The organism is Streptomyces sp. NPDC005811, assembly GCF_040630405.1.
Taxonomy (GTDB): Bacteria; Actinomycetota; Actinomycetes; order Streptomycetales; family Streptomycetaceae; genus Streptomyces.
The window spans coordinates 23,831-43,194 of sequence record NZ_JBEXXK010000036.1 but is presented as its reverse complement, the minus strand read 5'-3'; the positions used below and the strand labels follow the sequence as shown (position 1 = coordinate 43,194).

Sequence of the window (19,364 nt, the reverse complement as noted above, 5' to 3'; positions counted from 1 at the left end):
TGGAGTGTACGAGTCAGTCACCGACGCCGAACACCGAGCCGTACCTGCGGGTGACCTCGGACCAGTCGTCGTCGTGCCTGAAGCGGATGACCTCCCAGCCGTCGTCGTACAACCGCTCCTGCGCGTCCTCGTCACGCTGGGCCTGAAGCTCGTCGTCGTGGTGCGGGCCGTCGATGAAGACCGCGACGGGTCCCATCTTCGTGTCGTACACGAAGTCCGGGCGGGACAGGGCGCTGGAGACGAAGACCTGCTGCTTGTCCGGCAACCGCAGGCCGTTGCGGGTCAGGAAGGCCACGAACCGCTGCTCCAGCGTGCTGTCGGCACCGTCGATGAGCGCCTGCGCGTGCTCGTCGCGGGAGACACCCGGACCGGTGTCGGTGACGCGCGCTCCGGCGAAGCTCAGCAGAAGGTTCTTCACGAGGTGGCGGTCGATGAACTGGTGGTGGCGCTGGTTGCCGAAGGACAGCAGGCAGTCGTAGCAGCCCATCTCGCACGCCGGCCCGCCCTCGCGGCCGCCCTTGTCGGTGCCGTCCCGCTTGAAGTGCGCGATCTCCAGAGCGCGGGCGGCGGCCCGGCGCAGGGCGTCGGGCTCGGCCTGGAGGCGTCGCAGGACGCCCGCGCCGCCCTCGCTGCTCTCGATGAACAGGATGCGGTCCCGAAGCCCGTCGAAGGGGGGCAGCTGCTCGGTGTCCAGCTCACTGTCCTCCAGCTGGAACTCCGCCTCGATGCCCCGCTCCAGGGCGTACTGGAGCGTGACCGCCGTCTCCGGGGTGATCGGTGTGGCCAGCTGGAGCACGAGGATGTTGCGGGTGTCCTGGACGTAGGGGATCACCGGCACCTTGCGGTCCGCCTTCTCCGCGCTCTCCAGGCCGTCCTGTTCGTCGGTGGTGAGCCGGCCCGGCTTGTCCTGGTCCTTCTTGGCGTCCAGCCACTTGCCCTCGATCGGGTCCAGCCAGAAGCCGGAGCGCTGCTTGCTGCGCCGGTGACCGAGGTTGGTGAGGCGGACCGTCGCGCTGTCGCCGTAGGTCAGGTCGGCGAGCGGGGCGCCGTCCGCGGCGGCGGCCGTCGCGTTCAGCGAACCGTCCCGGGAGCCGTGCTTGTTGAACTTGTACGACACCTCGACGACGTAGCCCGTGCGCTGGCGCTCCTCCTCGTCGGAGGAGATCCGGTCGCGGCGCCTGGTGAAGACGGTGCGCAGCGGCAACAGGTTGTAGCGGGCGTCGGACAGCTCCACGCCGCAGAAGTCGCAGGTGTTCTCCAGGTCCTCCCCGACATGCAGGTAGCCGCAGTGCTCGCACACCTTGGCCTCCTCGGTCTGCAGGTCGCCTGAGGCGCTGGTGGGGAGCTGGACGCGGTCCACCTGGAAGCGGCTGCCCTCGTGGTAGATGAAGGCACCCGGGCCGAACTCCCGGATCGCGATGAACCGCGACCGCTGGAGGTAGTCGCCGTCCCGGCCACCGCGCGCGGCCCGGCCGGTGCCGGGGATGAACGCGGCCAGGGGCAGCCGGGGGAAGGAGTAGCCCGGCAGGAAGCCCTCGGATGCCAGGTAGCGGTACGGCGTGAAGTCCGACAGGAGCGTGCTGCCGTTCGTGTCCTCGTTCTTCAGGAGCTTCAGCTGCGTCTCCGCCTGGTGGCGGCGGCGCTCGGCCTGGGCCGAGGCGTCCTTGCCCAGGGTGTTGTCGACGATGCGCCGGTGCTGGATCTCACGTTCCTTCAGCGCCTTCAGCAACAGCTCGCGCCAACGGCCGAGCGCGTTGTCGAAACCGCCCGGAGCCTTCTCGACCGTGCGCTCCAGCCACTGCTCGTCCCACCACGAGGTGGCCTTCAGGACGTCCATCGAGTCCTTGAGGACCGCGGTGGACCTGCGTAGGGCCCGGCGCTGTGCCGCGGGGTCGCGGATCTTCTCGACGTACTGCGGGTAGATCCGCAGCGAGGGGGTGTCGCCGTCGGCGTCGACGAAGTGCGGGATGCGCCTGCCGAGGTCGAGGTTGGTCTCCGCCAGCCAAATGGCGTGGATGTGCGAGCGCACCAGGTCCTCGTTGGCGAGGTCCAGACGGGGCGGGGCGACCGCGCCCGCGACCATCAGGTTCGAGCGGCGGAAGTAGTACTGGTCGTGGCTGTTGCCGGTGGCGCAGTACGTCGTCACGAGGGCAGGCTGTCCGGAGCGGCCCGCCCGGCCGCTGCGCTGGGCGTAGTTGGCGGGCGTCGGTGGGACGTTGCGCATCGCCACCGTGTTCAGACTGGCGATGTCGACGCCCAGCTCCATCGTGGGGGAGCAGTAGAGCACGGGCAGCGGGATGCCCTTGCGGAAGTCCTCCTCACGGGTTTCGCGGACCGGTGCAGGCACCTGCGCGGTGTGCTCGCGGGCCACCAGGCCGGCGAGCGTGGAGGCGACGTTCTTGTAGAGGTCCTTGAAGAAAGGGTTCACCCGCGGGCCCTGGCCCTTGCCGTACGTGCGCCGCAGCCGGTCCACGGCACCGAACTCGTCGTCGCGGGCCGTCCACACCACCGTGGTGTGGTTGATGCGGTAACCGGGGGTCTCGCCCCGCCCGGCGGGGACCTCGGTGAGCAGACCGGCCTCCGCCAGTACGGCCGCCAGGTCTTCGATCAGCTCCTGAGCCTCGGCCATGTCCAGCGGCCGTCCCTGCGAGGGGAACTGGCCGGGCCTGCGCAGGAAACGGCCGAAAGCACCCCGGGAAGTGATGTTCAGCTCGCTGCGCGACCGGTTCGGCCGGCCGGCGCGGACGTACGCCGTGCCGGGCGGGGGCGGGGTGCGCTCGGTCTCGGCGAGCCCCCAGGCGTCGTTGAGCAGGTACGACAGCCTGCGCAGCTCGTCGAACTCGGACTGCTCGAACGACGGGAAGTCGACGGCCCGGACGCGCCTCAGCTCGTCGAGGAGGATGCGCGAGAGCTCGGCCCGCTTGGCAGGGTCGGCCGTGCGCAGCGGGCCGGACGCCTCGGCCCAGCGCTCCTCGTCCTCGCAGATCTCCTCCAGGTCCGCGTACTCCAGGCGCAGCAGACCGGTCTGCTCCAGGTTGGGCATGGTGACCCGCCAACCGCGCTCCAGGTCCAGGTACAGCCGGTACTCGACCACCTTGGCCAGGGCCCGCAGCGTGCGCCTGGCCTGCCCGGACGGCTCCTTCGGGTTCTGGGAGTAGTCCTGCGGGCTCAGGCCCAGGTTCTTCACCACGGCGGGTGCCACGTCCTCGTGCAGCAGCCCTTCCTCGCCGGCGTCGGCCATCGCCTGGTAGAGGCCGCCGCGCAACTGCGTGACCAGGACGAAGTCGTTGAAGTGGCCGGCCTGGAGGCTCGCGTCCTGGCGGTTGTCGACGAAGGTGAGCAGTTTGCGCGCGTCCTCGTCGAGTTCGCTGGTCGGCAGCTCCTTGAGGTGACGCACGATGCTGGAACTGATGAGGGAGGTCGCCGTGGAACGGCCCTCGCGGTCCATCGTCATCAGCTTGGCGAAGTCGTTGCCGCGCGCGGACTCGTAGCTCACACCGCAGTTGAGGCAGAACATGAAGGGCATGGGGATGTAGGCCGCGTACATGCCCTGCCCGCGGTCGACCACCGATCCGTCCGGCTTCACCCACACCTGCTGCGGGACCCGCTTGCGCCGGCTGTCCGCCAGTACCTGGATGCCGCCCTTCTTGTCGTCGGTCACCACCCAGCTGTCGGGGAAGCGCTGCTCGTCGATCGCTTTGCCGGTCTCCTCGGGCCAGGGGTTCTCGGCGCTGACGTACAGGTAGCCGTTGTCCTCGTCGTCCTCCGTGCGCGGCCGGAAGCCGAAGGATCCGTCCTTGCGCTCCTCGCGGGCGACCGTCAGGTACTCCTGGCCGCACTCGCGGCAGAAGGACAGCGGCAGCAGGATCTTCTCCTTGGCACCTGGCACACGCAGCTGGTACGTGCGGCTGATGTACCGGTTCTCCTCGTCCTCCAGGGACACGTACACGGAGTCGCCCTTGGACAGGAACTGGTGCAGCCGGAAGGCGAACAGGGGCCTCTTCGATTCGTCCTCGGCCTGTGAACCCGCGTGCAGGGTGTCGCGGATCGCGGACACGCACGCCTCCTCCGACTCACCGGTGCGGCCTGCGAGCTTCTCGGCGGCGGCCTTCACGGTGGTGGGCTCGGCGCGCACGAGGGCACCCTTGTCCGGTCCCTCGGTGAGCGTGCGCAGACCGAACTCGGTCTCGATCCAGGCGGCGAGCGGGTCCTTCTTGAGGACGTCGTGGTCGGTCGAGGGGGCGTTCGCCCGTACCCGCTCGGCCAGTTCGGCGTCGGCCGGCTCATGCTCGGAGGTGGCGCGGACCAGGGTCTCGCCGACCACGCGGTCCGGGGTGACGGAGGCCGAGAAGAGGGTGGTCGCCACATCGGCGACCGCCCGGCGCCGGTCCCCCAAGGTGCCTTCGGTGGACATGGTCGCCGAGGTGCCCACGCACTGGAGGTCGTCGGCGGCCAGGGAGTCGCGCACCCGGCGGACCAGCAGACCGACATCCGCGCCCTGTCGGCCGCGGTAGGTGTGCAGTTCGTCGAGGACGAGGAACTTCAGCCCCTTGGCGGCCCGCATCAGCGCCCTGCGCTCGCGGGGCCTGGTGAGCATCAGCTCCAGCATCACGTAGTTGGTGAGGAGGATGTCCGGCAGGCTCTCCAGGATCCTCTCGCGCTCGTCCTCCTTCTCCTGCCCGGTGTAGCGCTCGAAGGTGACCGGCTCGGCGCCCTCGCCGTACCCGTGGCGCAGGAACTTCTCCAGCTCGAACTTCTGGCTGTTGGCCAGCGCGTTCATCGGATACACGATGATCGCCTTGACGCCGGAGGCCGCGCCCTCCTGCTTGGCGCGCAGGACGTGGTCGACGATCGGCACGATGTAGCCGAGGCTCTTTCCGGAACCCGTGCCCGTGGTCAGGACGTAGCTGCCGCCGGACCGGGCGGCTTCGATGGCGTCCCGCTGGTGGCGGTGGAAGGCGATGGGGCGCCCCTGCTGGAGCGGGCCTTCCTTCTCCTTGCCGACGCGGAAGACCCGCTCGCACTCGGGGTGCAGCAGTCCCTCCTGTGTCAGCTGGGTGACCGAGCCCCCGGGCTGGAAGCTCGGATTGAGGGAAAGCCACGGGTGAGGCCACTGGTCGCCCTGCACGAGCGCCTCGTCGACCGTGCTCTTGATCCGGTCGTTCTTCAGGACGACCGAACTCGTGGTGAAGGCTCGGTAGTCGGCGATCAGCTGCTCGTGCACCTTGAAGACGTCCACAAAACCCTCACTAGTTCCCCGCGTCGACCTGCGCCTTTACCGTAGCCGGTGTGGTGGGGCGGCTGGCCGTGATGCCCCGGCTTCCATGAGAGCACCGCTTGTGAACTCAGTCAACGGTTATTTCTGATCCGGGTTGTGAACGGCTCTCTCGGGGGTGGCGATTCCCCGCCGTAGATGACAGTGGCACACTCAGTCACCTATGGACATCGGAACGCTCATCGCCAAGCGCTATCGCATCAAGAGCGCCATCGGTCACGGCGGTATGGGGCAGGTGTGGATGGCGGACGACGAGCACCTGGGCCGAGGTGTCGCCGTCAAGACGATGACTCCAGCGAGTGGGCTGACGTCCGCTCAGATCGCCCAGGATGCGGCCCGGTTCGAGCGCGAGGCCAAGGCCGTGGCCAAGCTCGACCACACCGGGCTCGCGTCCGTGTACGACCTGGGTGTGGAGACCGGCACGCACTACCTGGTCATGCAGTATGTCCAGGGGCTGGACCTGGGCGACTACATCGCGGAACACGAGACGCTCACCGTGGAGGAGACCGCGGCGGTCGGCGTGCAGATCTGCTCCGTCCTGGCCGCCGCCCACGCCCGCAACGTCGTCCACCGTGACCTCAAGCCGGGCAACGTGCGCATCCGTACCGACGGTGTCGTCAAGGTGCTCGACTTCGGTGTGGCCGCGATCCTCGACGACACCCAGAAGCTCACCACGACCGGTGAACGGCTGGGCAGCTTCCTGTACATGGCGCCGGAACAGGTGATGGCCGAACCCGTCGACCGGCGTACCGACCTCTACGCGCTTGGCTGCCTGATCCACGAGATGCTCACCGGCAGGCCGGTGTTCGAGCATGAGTCCCCGCTGGTGGTGCCGAGTCTGCACACGGATGCCTCGCCCCGGCCGCTGAGGGAGTTGCGGCCGGACGCGCCGGAGGAGATCGAGGCTCTCGTTCTGGAGCTCCTGGCCAAGAAACCGGCCGACCGCCCCGCGCACGCGGGCGAGGTGTACCGGCGCCTCGCCGGGCACCTGCCCGCGCCCGGGACGGCGGACGGTGCGCTGGTGCCCTGGGCGGAAGCCGATCCACGCCGGCCGTTCCTCCACCCCATGGCGCCCGACGCGCGGCCCGTTCGTCAGTGGGCGCGGGAGGCGGACGGGCCGCGGTGACGGTGCGCTGAGGGGGCGATGTGCCGTCGGGCGGGTGCGGCGGCGTCGTGGCTGGGCGCGCGGTTCCCCGCGCCCCTCAGGGGGTTGTCGTGGACGCTCCTTCAGGGCCTCGGCGTGAGGGGATGTCCAGGTCGAAGGTCAGCTGCTCGGCAGGTGCCTCCTGTTCGGGAGCCGTTTCGACGCCCGGTGCCGCGGCCGTGTCCGGGTCGGCGTCGGTCGTGGTGTCGGTGGTCTCGTCGCCGTCGTCGTTGACGGTCGGCAGCACGTACTCCTGGGCCAGCCCGGCAAGGTGCAGGGGCAGGGGCAGGCTCAGCGCGTCCGGGAGGTCGGGGGCCTGCCGGAGCTGGTGGACGGCCAGGGCGAGCGCCTCGGGCGCGTCGCCGTCGCCGGGGTGGCAGCCGAGGACCGCGAGTTCCACCAGGCCCGGGTTCCAGGCGGCCTTGTCGGTGTCGATGGTGACCTTGCCCTTGGTGTTGACGCGCGGCGCCAGCTTGTCGGCGGCCACCGAGAGCTTGAAGGTGCGGGCCTTCGGCGTCGTGGACCAGAAGACCCGGGCCGACTCCGGGGCGGCCGTCGGGTCCGTCCACAGGTGCGCCGCCAGACCGTTCGCCCCGTCCGGGTTCACGGCCCACCACTGCGCGGTCTCGCGATTGCGCGCCGTCCGCACGCGGACCAGCCGCAGGTCCGGGTCCAGCCTGCGGGAGGGGGCGTGGCCGTCACGGAGCTTGTCCACGACCACGTTGCCGTCCTGCAACCAAGTCCAGTGCGAGCGCATGTTCTGCCCATGCGCCAGCAGCAGGGTCGGTGTGCCGCGCAGCGTGCGGCGCACCCGCTGGAGCCATTCCTCCGTCGCCTGCCGCTGCTCCTTCATGTCCGCCCACCAGGACAGCCGGGCGACCGGAGCCTCGCCGTCGCGCGGCACGGGGATCGCGCCGGTCGGCACCTCGGCCTGTCGGGTCAGCCGCAGGAGCATCCTCGGGTACGGCACCCACTGGCGCGCCTCGTCGTCCCAGCCCTCCACCCGGGCCAACCCCTCGCGGGACCGGTCCGGGGTCACGAGCACCGCGACCGGCACGTACCCCGCCCACCGCGTGCGGCTGCGCCGGTTCCTGCGCACCATCCACACCGCCGCGTACCGCATGTCCCTCGGCAGCCGCTCCCCGAGGCTGTGCTCGGGATGCACCCGCACGCCGAGCTGCCGAAGCCCGTCGTCCCAGGCCTTGGCCGCGCGGAACTCCTTGTTCTTCTCGCTGTTGTAGCCCTTGGCCTTCTTCGGTACGGCCATGAACTGGGTCAGCACTCCGGCGTCCGCGCAGCCCAGCCGCAGTGCGAACTTCGCGTCGTGGTCCGCGGATGTGAAGTCCTTCGCCCGGTCGATCTCCACCAGGGCGAGCGTCGGCGCGGACTCCGTCGCCGAGGGGGAGTGCTCCTCGGCGAGGAAGGCCGCCATCTCCCGGCGACGGTCCCTGATCGCGGTGGTGACCGCGTCACGCGAGTGCCGCGGCCCCTCCGGCAGGGCCAGATCGTGCCCGAGGGATCGCGTCAGCCTGCGGCAGCGCAGGCGCACGACGAGCTCCGGCGACTGCCACTCCAGCATCACCGCGGTGTCGTAGGCGTCCTCCGAGGACGGCGCACCGCCGTCACCCTTGAGGTCGAGGTGGGCGACCAGCGCGGCGATCGCGGTGCCCCGCATCACCGGTGTCTGCCAGAGCAGCCGTGCCTCCAGCACGGGAAGGTCCCCCGGGGAAACGGCCGGGGACAGGTGGTGCAGCGCGAACGCCGTACCGTCACGGCGGACCTCCGCGCGCCTGCGCTCCTCCTCGGTCTTGACCGGCTCCTTCGAGGACTCCTGGCGAGGGTTGCCCGGCGTGCTGCCGGACAGGCGGGTACGCACCAGCGCCGGCACCGGCAGCAACTCCTCGGGCAGCGCCTCCAGAGCCCATTCCACGATCTTCGACCGCTGGTCCGTCATGAGACCGGCGCCGACCTTGTGCGAGCCCATCGCGGTGCTGTGCAGCACGGCCGCCCGCATGCCGTTCGTCAGCCACCCCTGGGGGTCGGTCAGGATGGCCTCGGCGTCCGGGAACGACTCGGTGAGGGACATGCCGCGCAGCATTCCGGCCGGGCCGCCCCCGACCCAGTCGTGCCCGCCCCGACTCCAGGCCAGCCGCGCCACCGCGAACCGGTCGCTCGCCGGAGCCCCCGGCAGCCACGGCACCCGTGGCCGCAACAGCACCGTGGTCCGGCGGCCGAAGGGCAGGTACAGCCTCCCGGTCCTGGCGCTCACCCGGGTCGCGTACCTGCGGACGTGGCTGTGCACGTGGAAGCGAGGCAGCGGGTCGAAGGGCACCGTCTGGAGCGTGATGTTGAGGACGACCGAGAACCACTCGGAGCCGTGGTCTCCCTCGAACTCCAGTGCTTGGGAGACCAGTTCGGCACCCTGGTCCCTGGGGCCGCGGGGCATCGCACGGAAGTGCAGGCGTCCGGCCCCGAAGTCGTAGGGGTCCAGGGAGAGGACACGTCGGGCCAGCCAGTCGGTGGTCAGCTGGAACTGACGCGGATCGGGCGCGGCCGTACCACCGTCGGTGGGCCGCTCGTGGCGCAGCAGCTCCACGGGCACGCCCTCCTGCCACCGGGGAGGGTGCTCCAGCAGCGCGGACCGGGTCTCGGAGAGCAGCCCACGGAACTCGGGCTCCGGACGCAGATCCCTGAGCCAGGCGCCGAGGAGTCCCTTCAGCGCCATGTCGGGCAGCGGATCGGGCACGTCCTCGGGGGCGTAGAGCCAGAAGTCACGGTCCTCCCCCCGGTGCCGGTTCGGGCGGGGCCGCACCAGGACATCGGGGGCCAGCGTCTGCACGACCTGGTCCATGCGGAACGTGGGGACGCTCTCCAGGGGCTTCTCGCGGCCCGCGTTGCACAGGGTGAGCAGCGCACCGGTCCACTCCTCGGGGAAGGGCAGCGCACGATAGCGCTCGACGACGGAGGACTCGGCGGAGACGGGGCGGGCGGCGGCGGTGCGGATGGAGGCGTAAGGGCGTGCCATGGCGTGTCCTGCCTTTCAGGAGGTGTGGTGCGTGATGTCGCGCAGCGCCTTGTACAGCGGTGAGTAGAGGAGCCGGGCGACGACGGGGTCCGCCGGATCGGGGCAGTCGACCGGCGGGGTCCCGTCCGTGAAGTACGGGGCGAGGACGTCCCGCAGGCCCGTCAGTAGACCGTCCTCGTCGGGAAGCGGTGCCGACGTGACGCCCGGCGACAGCAGCTTGGCCGTGCGCGGGGCGAAACGGGCATCGACGAACACGACCCGCGCCGGTACACCGCCACGTACCAGACGGCCGATGACCTGCCAGATCGTCACGAGCTGGTCCCAGGTGAAGGACCTCTTCTCGTGGTCGGACAGCCGGGAGTAGATGTACCGGCGCGACAACAGCCGCCGCCATTCGCCCCGGGCCACGTGCCGGAACGCAAGCCCGGCCTCGTCCAGTTCCCGTGCGGCCACGGCCAGCTTGCTGAACGTGCCCTGCGACAGCCCCGGTTCGTCGCGGGTGAACCGTGTCGCCCAGTCGTTGATCGCGAACACCGCGAGGGCGAGGTCGTCGGGGCGCGGATGAGGCCGGGCGAGGAACAGCGCCGTCCCGAAAGCCGCGTTGCGCTGGGTGTTGAGGATGTTGTGACCGCGTTCCACGGCCATCAGCGGTGCCACGAGGATCTCCGCCGTGGGGTCCTGGGCGAACGTGGCGAGATCACCTCGGCGCAGGGCCGTGGCCCGCTCCGCCTCGGGACGGGGGAGCCCGGAGCCGCGTACGGCCTGGTCCAGATCGGCGTCGTCGGCGGCCAGGACCCGGACCCGGCCGTGCCAGCGCTCCATCTCGTGCAGCGCGTCGGCCGCCGTGTTCGCCTCCTTGTAGCTGCCGACCAGGAGGATCGCCCGGCGCCTACGGCTGTCGGTGACCTTGGCCAGCTCCTGTTCCAGCGGGCTGGGCGCCCCACCCCGGCCGGGCAGGCCGAGCCGGCGGACCATCGCCTTGCAGGCGGCCGGCCGCGCCTTCGGTTCCGTGCCGGACAGGCTGAGGGGGCGGCCCTCGTCGTCGTACAGGAAGCGGGTGGTGAACACCGACTTGCTCACCGCCTCCAGCGACCGGCGGGACGGCGTGAGCACCGCGCCGACGGGGGCGACGACATGCGCGCGAGTGGAGGTGCCCGCCCAGCTGGTACCGGACATCAGCACCACGTGCGGGCCCTTCCGGCCGCGTCCGGGGTCGGCTCCCACCTCGGGGAGGGTGAGGAGGAGTTCGCGGCCGACGCCTGCGCACCGGAAGAACCGCAGCGTGCCGCTGTGCTGCCCCTCGACGTTGCGTTCCCGTTCGTCGGGCAGGTACTGGAATCCCAGGACGTTGCCCATGGGGGCCTCGGGGACCAGCGGGGCGTAGTCCAGGGGCGGCCGACGGGAGAGCTCGTTGCCGGTCGAGTCGAGGTGCAGGGCCGCCTCGACCTGCGGCCACAGGAAGACCAGCCGGTCCAGACGCTGGTTCAGGGCGCTCAGCAGCAGCGTGAACTCCAGGCGCCGGGCCGTCAGGTCCAGCCAGGCCTCGTCCTGCGCCCGCTCGGCCGCGGGAGTGCCGGACAGCAGAGGGCGCAGCACCGCGAGGACGCGCGCCCGGGTGCCCGGGGAGGACAGCGTGGTGAGCAGGTCCTGGGCGAGGCGCACCAGCTCGTCGGTGGTGTTTCCGTACGGTCCGCGGCCGCCGAGGGGATCGTCGCGGAAGTCGTCGAAGCGTTCCGTCAGCTCGGCCCGGCGGGCGTCTGCCTCGGGACCCGGCGACTCGGGCACGGGTGCGTCGTCCTCGTAGGCCTCGTACAGTTCCGTCTCGTCGGCCACCCCGTCCGGAGCGCCGGTGCCGGAGTCCCGCGCGAACCAGGAGCGCATCAGCTTCTCCTGGAGCGTCCACGGACTGAAGTACTCGATGTCGGCCCACTCCCGAAGATCCGCGTCGGAGATGAGCAGCTTGTAGAGGCGGTCCGTCGCGGCGTGGACCACGGTGAGCGAGGCGGACCAGCGTTCGATCTCCTGATCGGTCAATGGCAGCCGGCCCTGCCGGGAGAGCTCCTCGATCCGGTGGGTCTGCAACTGGTCGAGCCAGGACTCGGGGCCGGGGGAGACGAGCGTCGCCGACGGCGCGAAGATCTCGTCCAGCTTCATCTGCACCGAGTCGGCCTCGTCCACGACGATGATGTCGCTGCGCAGGCAGGCCAGTTCAAGATGGCGCAGCCTTTCGTCCCCGAGGTGGCGCGGTACGGCGGACTGCACGAGGCTGGCCGGGTTGGCCACCCAGATCAGCGAGTCGACGAGTTCCCGGGCCGTGCGGTGACGCGGGCAGGCGTACCAGACAGGGCAGCCATGCGGTGTGCCCTTGGCTTCCGGGAGGCGGTCGTCGTCGGAGGGGGTGTGCCGACGGCCGGGCTGGTACGGCTCGGGGAGCGAGCTGTCCGGCTTCTCGTCCTCCGTGTGCTTCTTCTCCGGGTGGAGCGAGGTGCACGGTGCGTCCGCGAAGCGCAGCGGCTGGGCCGCCTCGGTACCGCGGAGCGCGTCCACCACACACACCGTGCTCAGGTGGTCGAAGCCGGGGTCGTCGTGGTCCAGGAGATTGGCGAGTCCCCGGGAGGCGATACGGCGGTGCAGGCGCTGTACATGGGTCTCCCGTGTGGTGAGGCCGAGCACGGGCGTGGCGGCCAGATCCAGGTCACGCAGCAATGCGGTGATGCGGAGCTGCTCGGCGACGTCACCGACGACGAGCGTGGTGCGCAGCCCCGGACTCCGGCGGGCCCCCCAGACGGCGAGCAGCGTCATGAGCGTCGACTTGCCGGCGCCGACCATGCCCGCAAGGTGCAGCAGACCGTCGAGACGGAGATCGCCGTCCTGCGAGAACCCGAGCCCGTCGGGATCCCGCGGCACGATGTGCAGCTCTGTCAGGCGGTCCTCCCAGTGGCCGGGGTGCTCGACCTCGTTCTCCCGCTCCTTCGCGTCCATCCAGCGTGCGGTTTCCACGAGTTCGGCGCGGGTGATCGTGAGGGGCGCGCCGTTCCCGGGACGTCCCGCTTCCGGCTCGTGCCGGGGGCCCGGCTCCGGGCGGAGCCACTCGGGCAGCGTCACCGAGGTGGGCCGTCGCCGGTCGACGAAGGTGGCGCGGCCCGCCGGAGCCAGTTGCAGGGGCTTACGGGCGAGGCGGGGCAGCGCGGCGAGGGCTGCGTCGTAGACGGCGAGACGGTCCGACGCGACGGCCGGTTCACGGCGGCGCGCGGGCCGGTCCGGCACGGGGACGTCGAAGGCGCGCAGCCGGTCCGGAAGGGCCAGATACGTCTCCAAGGTCTGCTGCCAGGTACGCCGGCGGCGCAGGTGCCAGAGCAGATGACGGCCCGCGGTGAGCATCACCTCGTGCTCGGGAGTCGCGGCGTACCCGCGGGCACGGGCGAAGCCGTAGCCGCCGAACAGGGCGTACGCCCCGGAGGCGGGCTCGTCGGGGGCGATGCGCTCCAGAATCCGCAGCGCCAGCTCCACCTGGCACAACAGGCTGGGCTTCACCGCGCCCAGTTCGGGCGGCACCTCGTCCCACAGCCGGGCCAGTTCGCCGCTGACGGGCCTGTGCCAGCTCTCACGGTCACGCATCGCGTGCCCCCTTCGGGTCTGGGCCATCCCCGGTCAGCGCGAGCCGGTCCTTCGCACGGGCGATCAGCTCGGTGTCGGTGAGCAGCGGTACGTGGCGGCCTGCGGCCGGGCGGTTGCGCTCGTAAGCAGCGATGTACCCCGGCCGGTCGTCGACGCGATCCTGCGGCACCACCCAGAAGGCCTCGTCGTACGGCGGTTCCTGGGGCACTGGGCGAGCCGCCCGCCCGAGGAAGGCGGGGTGGGCCCAGTCCTTCACGTCCACGGCCCACACGCAGCCGTCGGGGAACATGATGTGCACGTCGTAGGCGTCGTAGGCCGGCCACATCCGCACCTTCACGCCGAGTGCGGTCAGCCGCTCTCCCAGCACGACCTCGGCGCGTCCGGGACCCGTGACGAACTGACGCAACGGCCTGGCCAGCTGCAGCAGTTCACCGACCTCGTCGCGGGCGAAGCGGCGTCCCACCGGAGGCTGCCCGCGTCGACGGCAGCGATCCCGCTCGCACCACCAGCCACCGTCGTGCAGCGGGACGAGGAGGGTGCGGCAGCGGCCGCAGGCCGCGTAGCCGTCGCCGCGCAGATAACTGTCCGGTACGGGGCGGTAGATGCGCCCGAGCAGCTCCTTCACCGGATCGAGCACATGGTCCATGGAGAGGGCGAAGTCCTCGGCCGAGGTGAGGACGGGCCGGGTGACCAGGATCCGGCGGAACTCGGTGTAGGCGTCCTCCTCGCCGTACTCGCGGCACAGCCGCAGCGCGGTGCGGATGATCTCCCGGTCGTACAGCACCACCGCGCTGTCCGAGAACTGTTCCGCCCACTCGTAGCACAGCTCGGTGGGGCGGGAGGAGTCGGGATCCAGCAGTACGTCGTCGGGGCCCGCCGCCTCGGCCGGCAGGTCCACCGGCCAGTCCGCCACCGGGCGTTCACGGCACCAGGCCAGCAGGTCGGGCAGGCTCGCCGGGGGATGGGCCCCGCGCTCCAGGCACGCCAGCACCGTGCGGTCCAGGGCCCGCTGGACCTCGGGGGGATAGGGGAGGGAGTAGGCCTCGGGGCCGGTGGCGGCGTCCAGGACGGTGAGTGCCGTGGCCAGCGTGCGCATCAGGGGAATGCCGCGGTGGGCGGACCAGTCGACGGTGTGCGCTGCCGTGCTCACAGCGCCTCCAGATGTGCACGACCGGGCGCACAGTGCGCGAGCACGTCGCAGCCCGCGCAGTGCCCGTCCGGGTTCGGGGCGTACGTCTCGTCGACGGCCCACGGTCCGGCGAGACCGGCGATGATGCGGCGGGCCTCGGTCCGGGTGTCCGGATCGCCGGGATCGACCTCCTCGCAGCGCGAGCCGTCCTCGTACAGCACCTCGAGCTCGATCAGCGAGCGGCGCGGGTCGCCGCCGGGTACGCCGGCGGCCATCATCAGCACGGCAAAGGCGAGTTGCGGATAGGTCTCCATCAACTCCTGCTTCTCCCAGGGGCGCTTGGCGGCCGTCTTCGTTTCGTGCCAGATCCACCCGCCGGAGCGGGTGTAGAGGAGGTCGGGGTCGGCGATCAGGACGACGTCCAGCTCGGGGTCGTACGCGGTAAGGCGCGGCTGCACCCGCACCCACTCGGTGGACGGGAGGCCGTCGAGCGGGCAGGCCCGCTGGTGCTCGGCGAGCATGGCGAGTGCGGTCGGCAGCTCGGTGGACGATAGGCGGGGCAGGGTCTCTGGCAGCGAGGCCGTGCGGCAACACCCTTCTGTATGGCGGAGGTTGAGCCAGTCGTCCACGGCACGGCCCCGGCGGATCGGCTCGCTCTCCGGTTCCCCGGACTTCAGGTGGAGCACACGGGTGAGGTGGAACCGCGCCGGACACTGGGCGTGGACGCGCAGATCGGTCGCCGAGAGGGAGCGGCGTCCTCGCGGGCGGCGCGGTCCGGGTACGCCGAGGACGCCCGGGGCTCGGCGGGGGAGGTCGCAGCCGCTCAGGCCCTCGCAGCGTACGCAGCTGGAACCCGGGTTGAGCCGGTCGTCCTCGACAACCCGGGCGAGGACCGGCTTGGCGTGAAGGGCGAACCGCTGTTCGGCTTCCTCGGCATCCCAGTCGGCCAGGACGTCGTGGTCACCGGTGCCGCATCCGACGCCGACGACGCGCACACGCCCCGGTCGGGCCGTGCTGCCCTCGGCCGCACGGAAGACGTCACCGAAGGCCGAGTGAGCGGGGATGCCGGTCACCGCCACCGCAGCCGCCTCCGCGATCTCGGCGGGCGGCCGGGCCTCCTTGACGTGGTTCACGGACAGCAGCCACAACTCGCGCTCCGAGCCGTCGCCAGAGGCATAGCGGCGGCCCCACGCGGTGCGCTCGTAGCGGATCGCCCCCCGGGCGTCGGGGATCTCGCTCTCTGTGATGGAGGTCCACTGGGCGCGCACGGCGAGCGTTGCCGGACGCCCGAGCGCCTGCCTCTGCGCCTCCCGTGTGCTGCGCGCCGCCAGATAGGCGTGAACCGCCAATTCAGCCCAACTTGCGTGACCTGCGTGGTACTTGTTGTTCTTCCGAAGTCGCGCCAGCGCACTCTCCGCGTCCAGTCCGTCGTACTCGATCATGTCCAGGACGTTCATGACCGGTCCGAGCGCGAAGTCCTCGACCGGCTTCCGGCGCGGACGGTCCGGAACCTGGCGGACGAACGGCCTGGCGCGCAGGGCGTTGGCCCGGGGGCAATCCTGGGGATCCTCGCGCAGCAGCGGCAAGGATGTGCGGATGAGCCGGATGTCGCCGTCGGTTCCAGGCGGAGGCAGGTGAAGCGACACGGTGCACCCCTTTGCGGGTGTGGTCGGGAGAAGAGTGCCAACGGCTCCAGAGAAGCGCACATCTGTGAACTCAGTCAAGCGACTTTCTATGTGTGGCGCGTGAACCGCTACAGTATGGCTGACACCGTGTCATCGAAAGCGGGGTGAGGCGTGGAAGCGGGGGAAGTCCTCGACGGCCGCTACCGGGTTGAGGAAGCGCTCGACCAGGGAGGCATGGGACTCATCTGGACGGCCACCGACGTGGAAACCGGTCAGACGGTCGCGGTCAAGGTGTTGCGCTTCGACGCCTACACGCTGGGCCGCTTGAGTCCGGCCGAGCGCGCCCGGCGCAGGGTCGAGCTGCTGAAACGGTTCGAACGCGAGGGAGCGATCCTCGAAGAGCTGAACCACCCCGGGATCCCGCGCCTGCTCCACCGCGGCTACCTGCGCGAGGAGCCCTACCTCGTCATGGAGTACGTCGAGGGCGTCGGGCTGCGGGAGTTTCTGGACCTGCGGCGCCCCTTCCCGTTCGATGCGGCGATCGCCATCGCCGTGGACGTCGCCGAGGCTCTGGGGCATGCCCATGCGTGCGGCGTGGTGCATCGGGACCTGAAGCCGGGCAACGTGGTGGTGGCCTTCGAGGGAGGTGTGGTGAAGCTGCTCGACTTCGGCATCGCCCACCTGACCGATCCCGACGCGACCCGGTACACCGCGCTCGGCGACACCCCCGGCACCGTCGGGTACATGGCGCCCGAGCAGCGCCGTGGTCAGCAGGACATCTCCGCCTCCGCGGACCTCTACGCGTTCGGCTGCGTCCTGTTCGAACTCCTCACGGGTGAGCGGCCGTTCGAGGACAAGCCGGACCGGAACAAGGACATCCAGCACCTCGAAGACCTCCCGCCGCGCCTGCGCGGCATCAACGTCGGCATCCCCGAGGAACTCGACGACCTGGTCTGGGACCTGCTCGCCAAGGCGCCGACCGACCGCCCCGGCACCGTCGAGGAGGTGCTCGGCGTCCTGCGGGACTTTCTCCCGAAGCCCGGCGATCCGGCGCCTGATCCCCAGATGGAACCGGACCCGACCGCCCGCTACCGACTGGCGGAGAGCCGCTCCCAGGTCGACGCGAGTGGTCCCTCCGTGCGCCATGGCGTGACACGACGGTCTTCACGCCGTCGCGGTGGCTGGCTGGGGCGGAACGATTTCGCGGGACGTGTCGCCCTGGCCCGGGCGGAACTGGCGGACGCTCCTGGCGGCCGCTGCGCCGAACTCCTGGACCTGCTGCCCAGGGCCGTCGAGGACTGGGGTGCGCGGGAGCGGATCGTTCTGGAGGCACGGCTGGTGTGTGCCGACGCCGCCCTTCTGGACGGCCGGTCGGCAGCCGCGAAGACCCTCTACGAAGACGTCGCCGACGGAGGGGAACCGTCTGATCCCCTTGTCTTGGAGGCCGAACTCGGTGTGGCCGAATGCCGCATGACCGAAGGCGACTTCGTCGGCGCCCTGGCCGGCTGGCAGGCGGTGGTCGGCATGGTCTTCTCGTTCATGCCGATGCCGCACGGGCTGGTTCGTCGATGCCGTGAGGTCGCCCTCGAACTGCGTGAGTCGGGCTACCAGGAGGAGGTGGACGCTCTCCTTCCCCGGTTGCCCGAATCGTAGGAGTCACCCGCGGGGCAGCTGTCCCACGGCAAGAAGGTCCCCCAGGGATCGGCTGAGCTCGGCGCCCACCATCCTCAACTCCCGCAGCTCGCGCTCGAAAACGACGACCCTGCGGTAGATCTCCCCGTACCGCCGTTGCTCCTCAAGGGTGAGCCTCGGGACCTGTAGTCGTCGGACGTCGATACGTGACGTGGTCGACGCATGGGTGCCCGCCTGCTGCACGTTGGCAGGGGCACGAAGGCAACCCGCCAGAAACCAGGGATCCAGGACGGCCGGTGTCACCCGAAGCGCGGACAGCTGAGGGCCGAGGACCGACGGGGCGTCGGTGTCGACCTGGACGTCGAAGGCGCGAGCCAGCACGGAGACGATGACGTCCTGTGATGCCGTGACGGTGAGGAAGTCCTCCTCGTCGCCCTTCGCGACAGCCGACGACGGAAGCCACAGCTGCGGCTGCCCGGACAGGGGGCTCGCGGTGAGGACGCGTGCTTCGCCTTCCCGGCGCTCCCCTCGGCGCACGAGGTCCTCCGGCACTCCCTGACCGGAGCGGATCTGCAATGCCCCGGCCCGCTCCAACTCGCCGACGCTGATGAGCGGCACGGTCTGGTCATGGTCCGCGGGCCGAACCTCGGACAGAACGTCGGCGGCACCACGGAGTTCGCTCAAATGGGCGTCGAAACGTGACCAGTAGCGGCGAAGGTCGACCATGGTCGCGGCACGCGTTCTCGGGATGTGACGGGCGGGCGTCAGATCCACCTGCTCGTCCAGCAGATCGACCACAGGGACGGTCACCGCCCCGCTCATGTCCGTGCCGCGGAGGACGTCCGTCACCTGCGCGGTCACCGCCGGCCAGTCGACACCGCCCCTTTCGACGGCCGGGGTCCTGTTGTCGGAGGTGTCCACAAGGGTGAGCTCGGCGCGCGGTTCCGCCGGCCGCTCGCCGGAGCTTTTCGCGCGCAGGACCCACAGATGCAGACCGACACCGTACGGCGGTGCGGCGCCGGGTGGCAGGGCGATCACCGCGTGGAGCAGACCGGACCGCAGGAGCCCCGCCCGGATCCGGCGGCCCGCACGACGGGCCGCGACCGCGGGCGGCAGCACGAGCACCGCCACGCCTCCCGGGGCGAGTGACGCCGCGGCGTGCTGCACCCAGGCGAGTTCAGGCTCTGTGCGTGGCGGCTGTCCGTACACCCAACGGGGGTCTGTGGCGAGTTCGGAGTGCCCCCAGTCCCGCTCGTTCGACGGGGGATTGCACAGCACCACATCGGCCTGCGCGGTGGGATGCGCATCGGCCCGTAGCGTGTCCCCCGCAGCCAGGGAAATGTTCGACAGGCCGCTGTCGGTGAGACCCTCCATCGCGAGCCGCGCCGTGGCCAGTCGTACAAGGACGTGGTCGTTGTCCTGGCCCAGCAGCCGTACGCGCGGCTCGTCCCCGCGACCCCACTGACGGCCGGCGGCCATCAGCAGTGTTCCGGTACCGCATGCGGGGTCTAGAACCGTGCGCACCGGATCAGGGTGGCTGACTGCTGCGATCTTGAGCATCAGCTCGGCGAGTCGCGTCGGGGTCGTGGTGATCTGCCGTACGTGGGCGCGCAGCCATCGTTCCAGGAGCAGGCGGAAGGACCCCGGGGGGTCGTCCTTGACCGCCAGCTCCAAGGTCCTCTTGAGCAGGTCGGCCCGGCGCGGATCGGCGACGCTCTCGTCCGGCGGTCCGGCGAACTCGGCCCCGCTCAGCCGGAGCCCCACCTCGGCCACCAGCAGGCCTGTCGCATCCCGCTCACCCAAGGCTTCGTATTCCGGCCACAGCCGGTCCAACGGGTGTACCGCCGACTTGAACTTGTTCTCTTGCTTGAGCCATGCCTCGACGTCCGGGAGAGAGAACTGCGGACTCGCATCGG

General features: G+C 70.7%; 8 protein-coding genes. 2 read left to right on the top strand and 6 right to left on the bottom strand.

Annotated elements, in window-relative coordinates:
* Positions 1 to 13: 13 nt before the first annotated feature.
* Entirely contained in the window at positions 14 to 5,239 is a 5,226-nt protein-coding gene (locus ABZ490_RS32805; RefSeq protein WP_358998218.1) for a DEAD/DEAH box helicase, read from the bottom strand.
* Between the two features lie 199 nt (positions 5,240 to 5,438).
* On the opposite strand from ABZ490_RS32805, the gene ABZ490_RS32800 reads away from it, so the two are divergent.
* Positions 5,439 to 6,401, top strand: coding sequence for a serine/threonine-protein kinase (locus tag ABZ490_RS32800; RefSeq protein ID WP_358998215.1), 963 nt, complete (start codon positions 5,439 to 5,441; stop codon positions 6,399 to 6,401).
* Positions 6,402 to 6,477: 76 nt separating this feature from the next.
* Here the strand turns inward: ABZ490_RS32800 and ABZ490_RS32795 are convergent, their stop codons facing one another.
* The 4 genes from ABZ490_RS32795 to ABZ490_RS32780 are packed head-to-tail and all read right to left on the bottom strand — an operon-like array spanning position 6,478 to position 15,837.
* A complete protein-coding gene (locus tag ABZ490_RS32795; RefSeq protein WP_358998212.1) occupies positions 6,478 to 9,444 on the bottom strand; it encodes a DUF3962 domain-containing protein in 2,967 nt (988 codons plus the stop codon).
* A gap of 15 nt (positions 9,445 to 9,459) precedes the next feature.
* Complete coding sequence (locus ABZ490_RS32790) at positions 9,460 to 13,062, bottom strand: hypothetical protein (protein ID WP_358998209.1); 3,603 nt, start codon at positions 13,060 to 13,062, stop codon at positions 9,460 to 9,462.
* Positions 13,055 to 14,212, bottom strand: a complete 1,158-nt coding sequence (locus ABZ490_RS32785; protein ID WP_358998206.1) for a hypothetical protein — start codon at positions 14,210 to 14,212, stop codon at positions 13,055 to 13,057. The genes ABZ490_RS32790 and ABZ490_RS32785 overlap by 8 nt, the downstream gene beginning before the upstream one ends.
* Entirely contained in the window at positions 14,209 to 15,837 is a 1,629-nt protein-coding gene (locus tag ABZ490_RS32780; RefSeq protein ID WP_358998203.1) for a PD-(D/E)XK nuclease family protein, read from the bottom strand. The genes ABZ490_RS32785 and ABZ490_RS32780 overlap by 4 nt, the downstream gene beginning before the upstream one ends.
* Before the next feature lie 150 nt (positions 15,838 to 15,987).
* On the opposite strand from ABZ490_RS32780, the gene ABZ490_RS32775 reads away from it, so the two are divergent.
* A complete protein-coding gene (locus tag ABZ490_RS32775; protein ID WP_358998200.1) occupies positions 15,988 to 17,469 on the top strand; it encodes a serine/threonine-protein kinase in 1,482 nt (493 codons plus the stop codon).
* Between the two features lie 3 nt (positions 17,470 to 17,472).
* On the opposite strand, the gene ABZ490_RS32770 is transcribed toward ABZ490_RS32775, so the two are convergent.
* The gene (locus tag ABZ490_RS32770; protein ID WP_358998197.1) at positions 17,473 to 19,251 is read right to left on the bottom strand and encodes an N-6 DNA methylase; all 1,779 of its coding nucleotides are present in this window, start codon (positions 19,249 to 19,251) and stop codon (positions 17,473 to 17,475) included.
* Between the last annotated feature and the right edge of the window lie 113 nt (positions 19,252 to 19,364).

What these genes read in the sequence shown, in the direction of transcription:
- ABZ490_RS32790 (WP_358998209.1), bottom strand. Translation starts at nt 13,062, where the DNA reads ATGCGTGACCGTGAGAGCTGGCACAGGCCCGTCAGCGGCGAACTGGCC.
- ABZ490_RS32795 (WP_358998212.1), bottom strand. Translation starts at nt 9,444, where the DNA reads ATGGCACGCCCTTACGCCTCCATCCGCACCGCCGCCGCCCGCCCCGTC.
- ABZ490_RS32800 (WP_358998215.1), top strand. Translation starts at nt 5,439, where the DNA reads ATGGACATCGGAACGCTCATCGCCAAGCGCTATCGCATCAAGAGCGCC.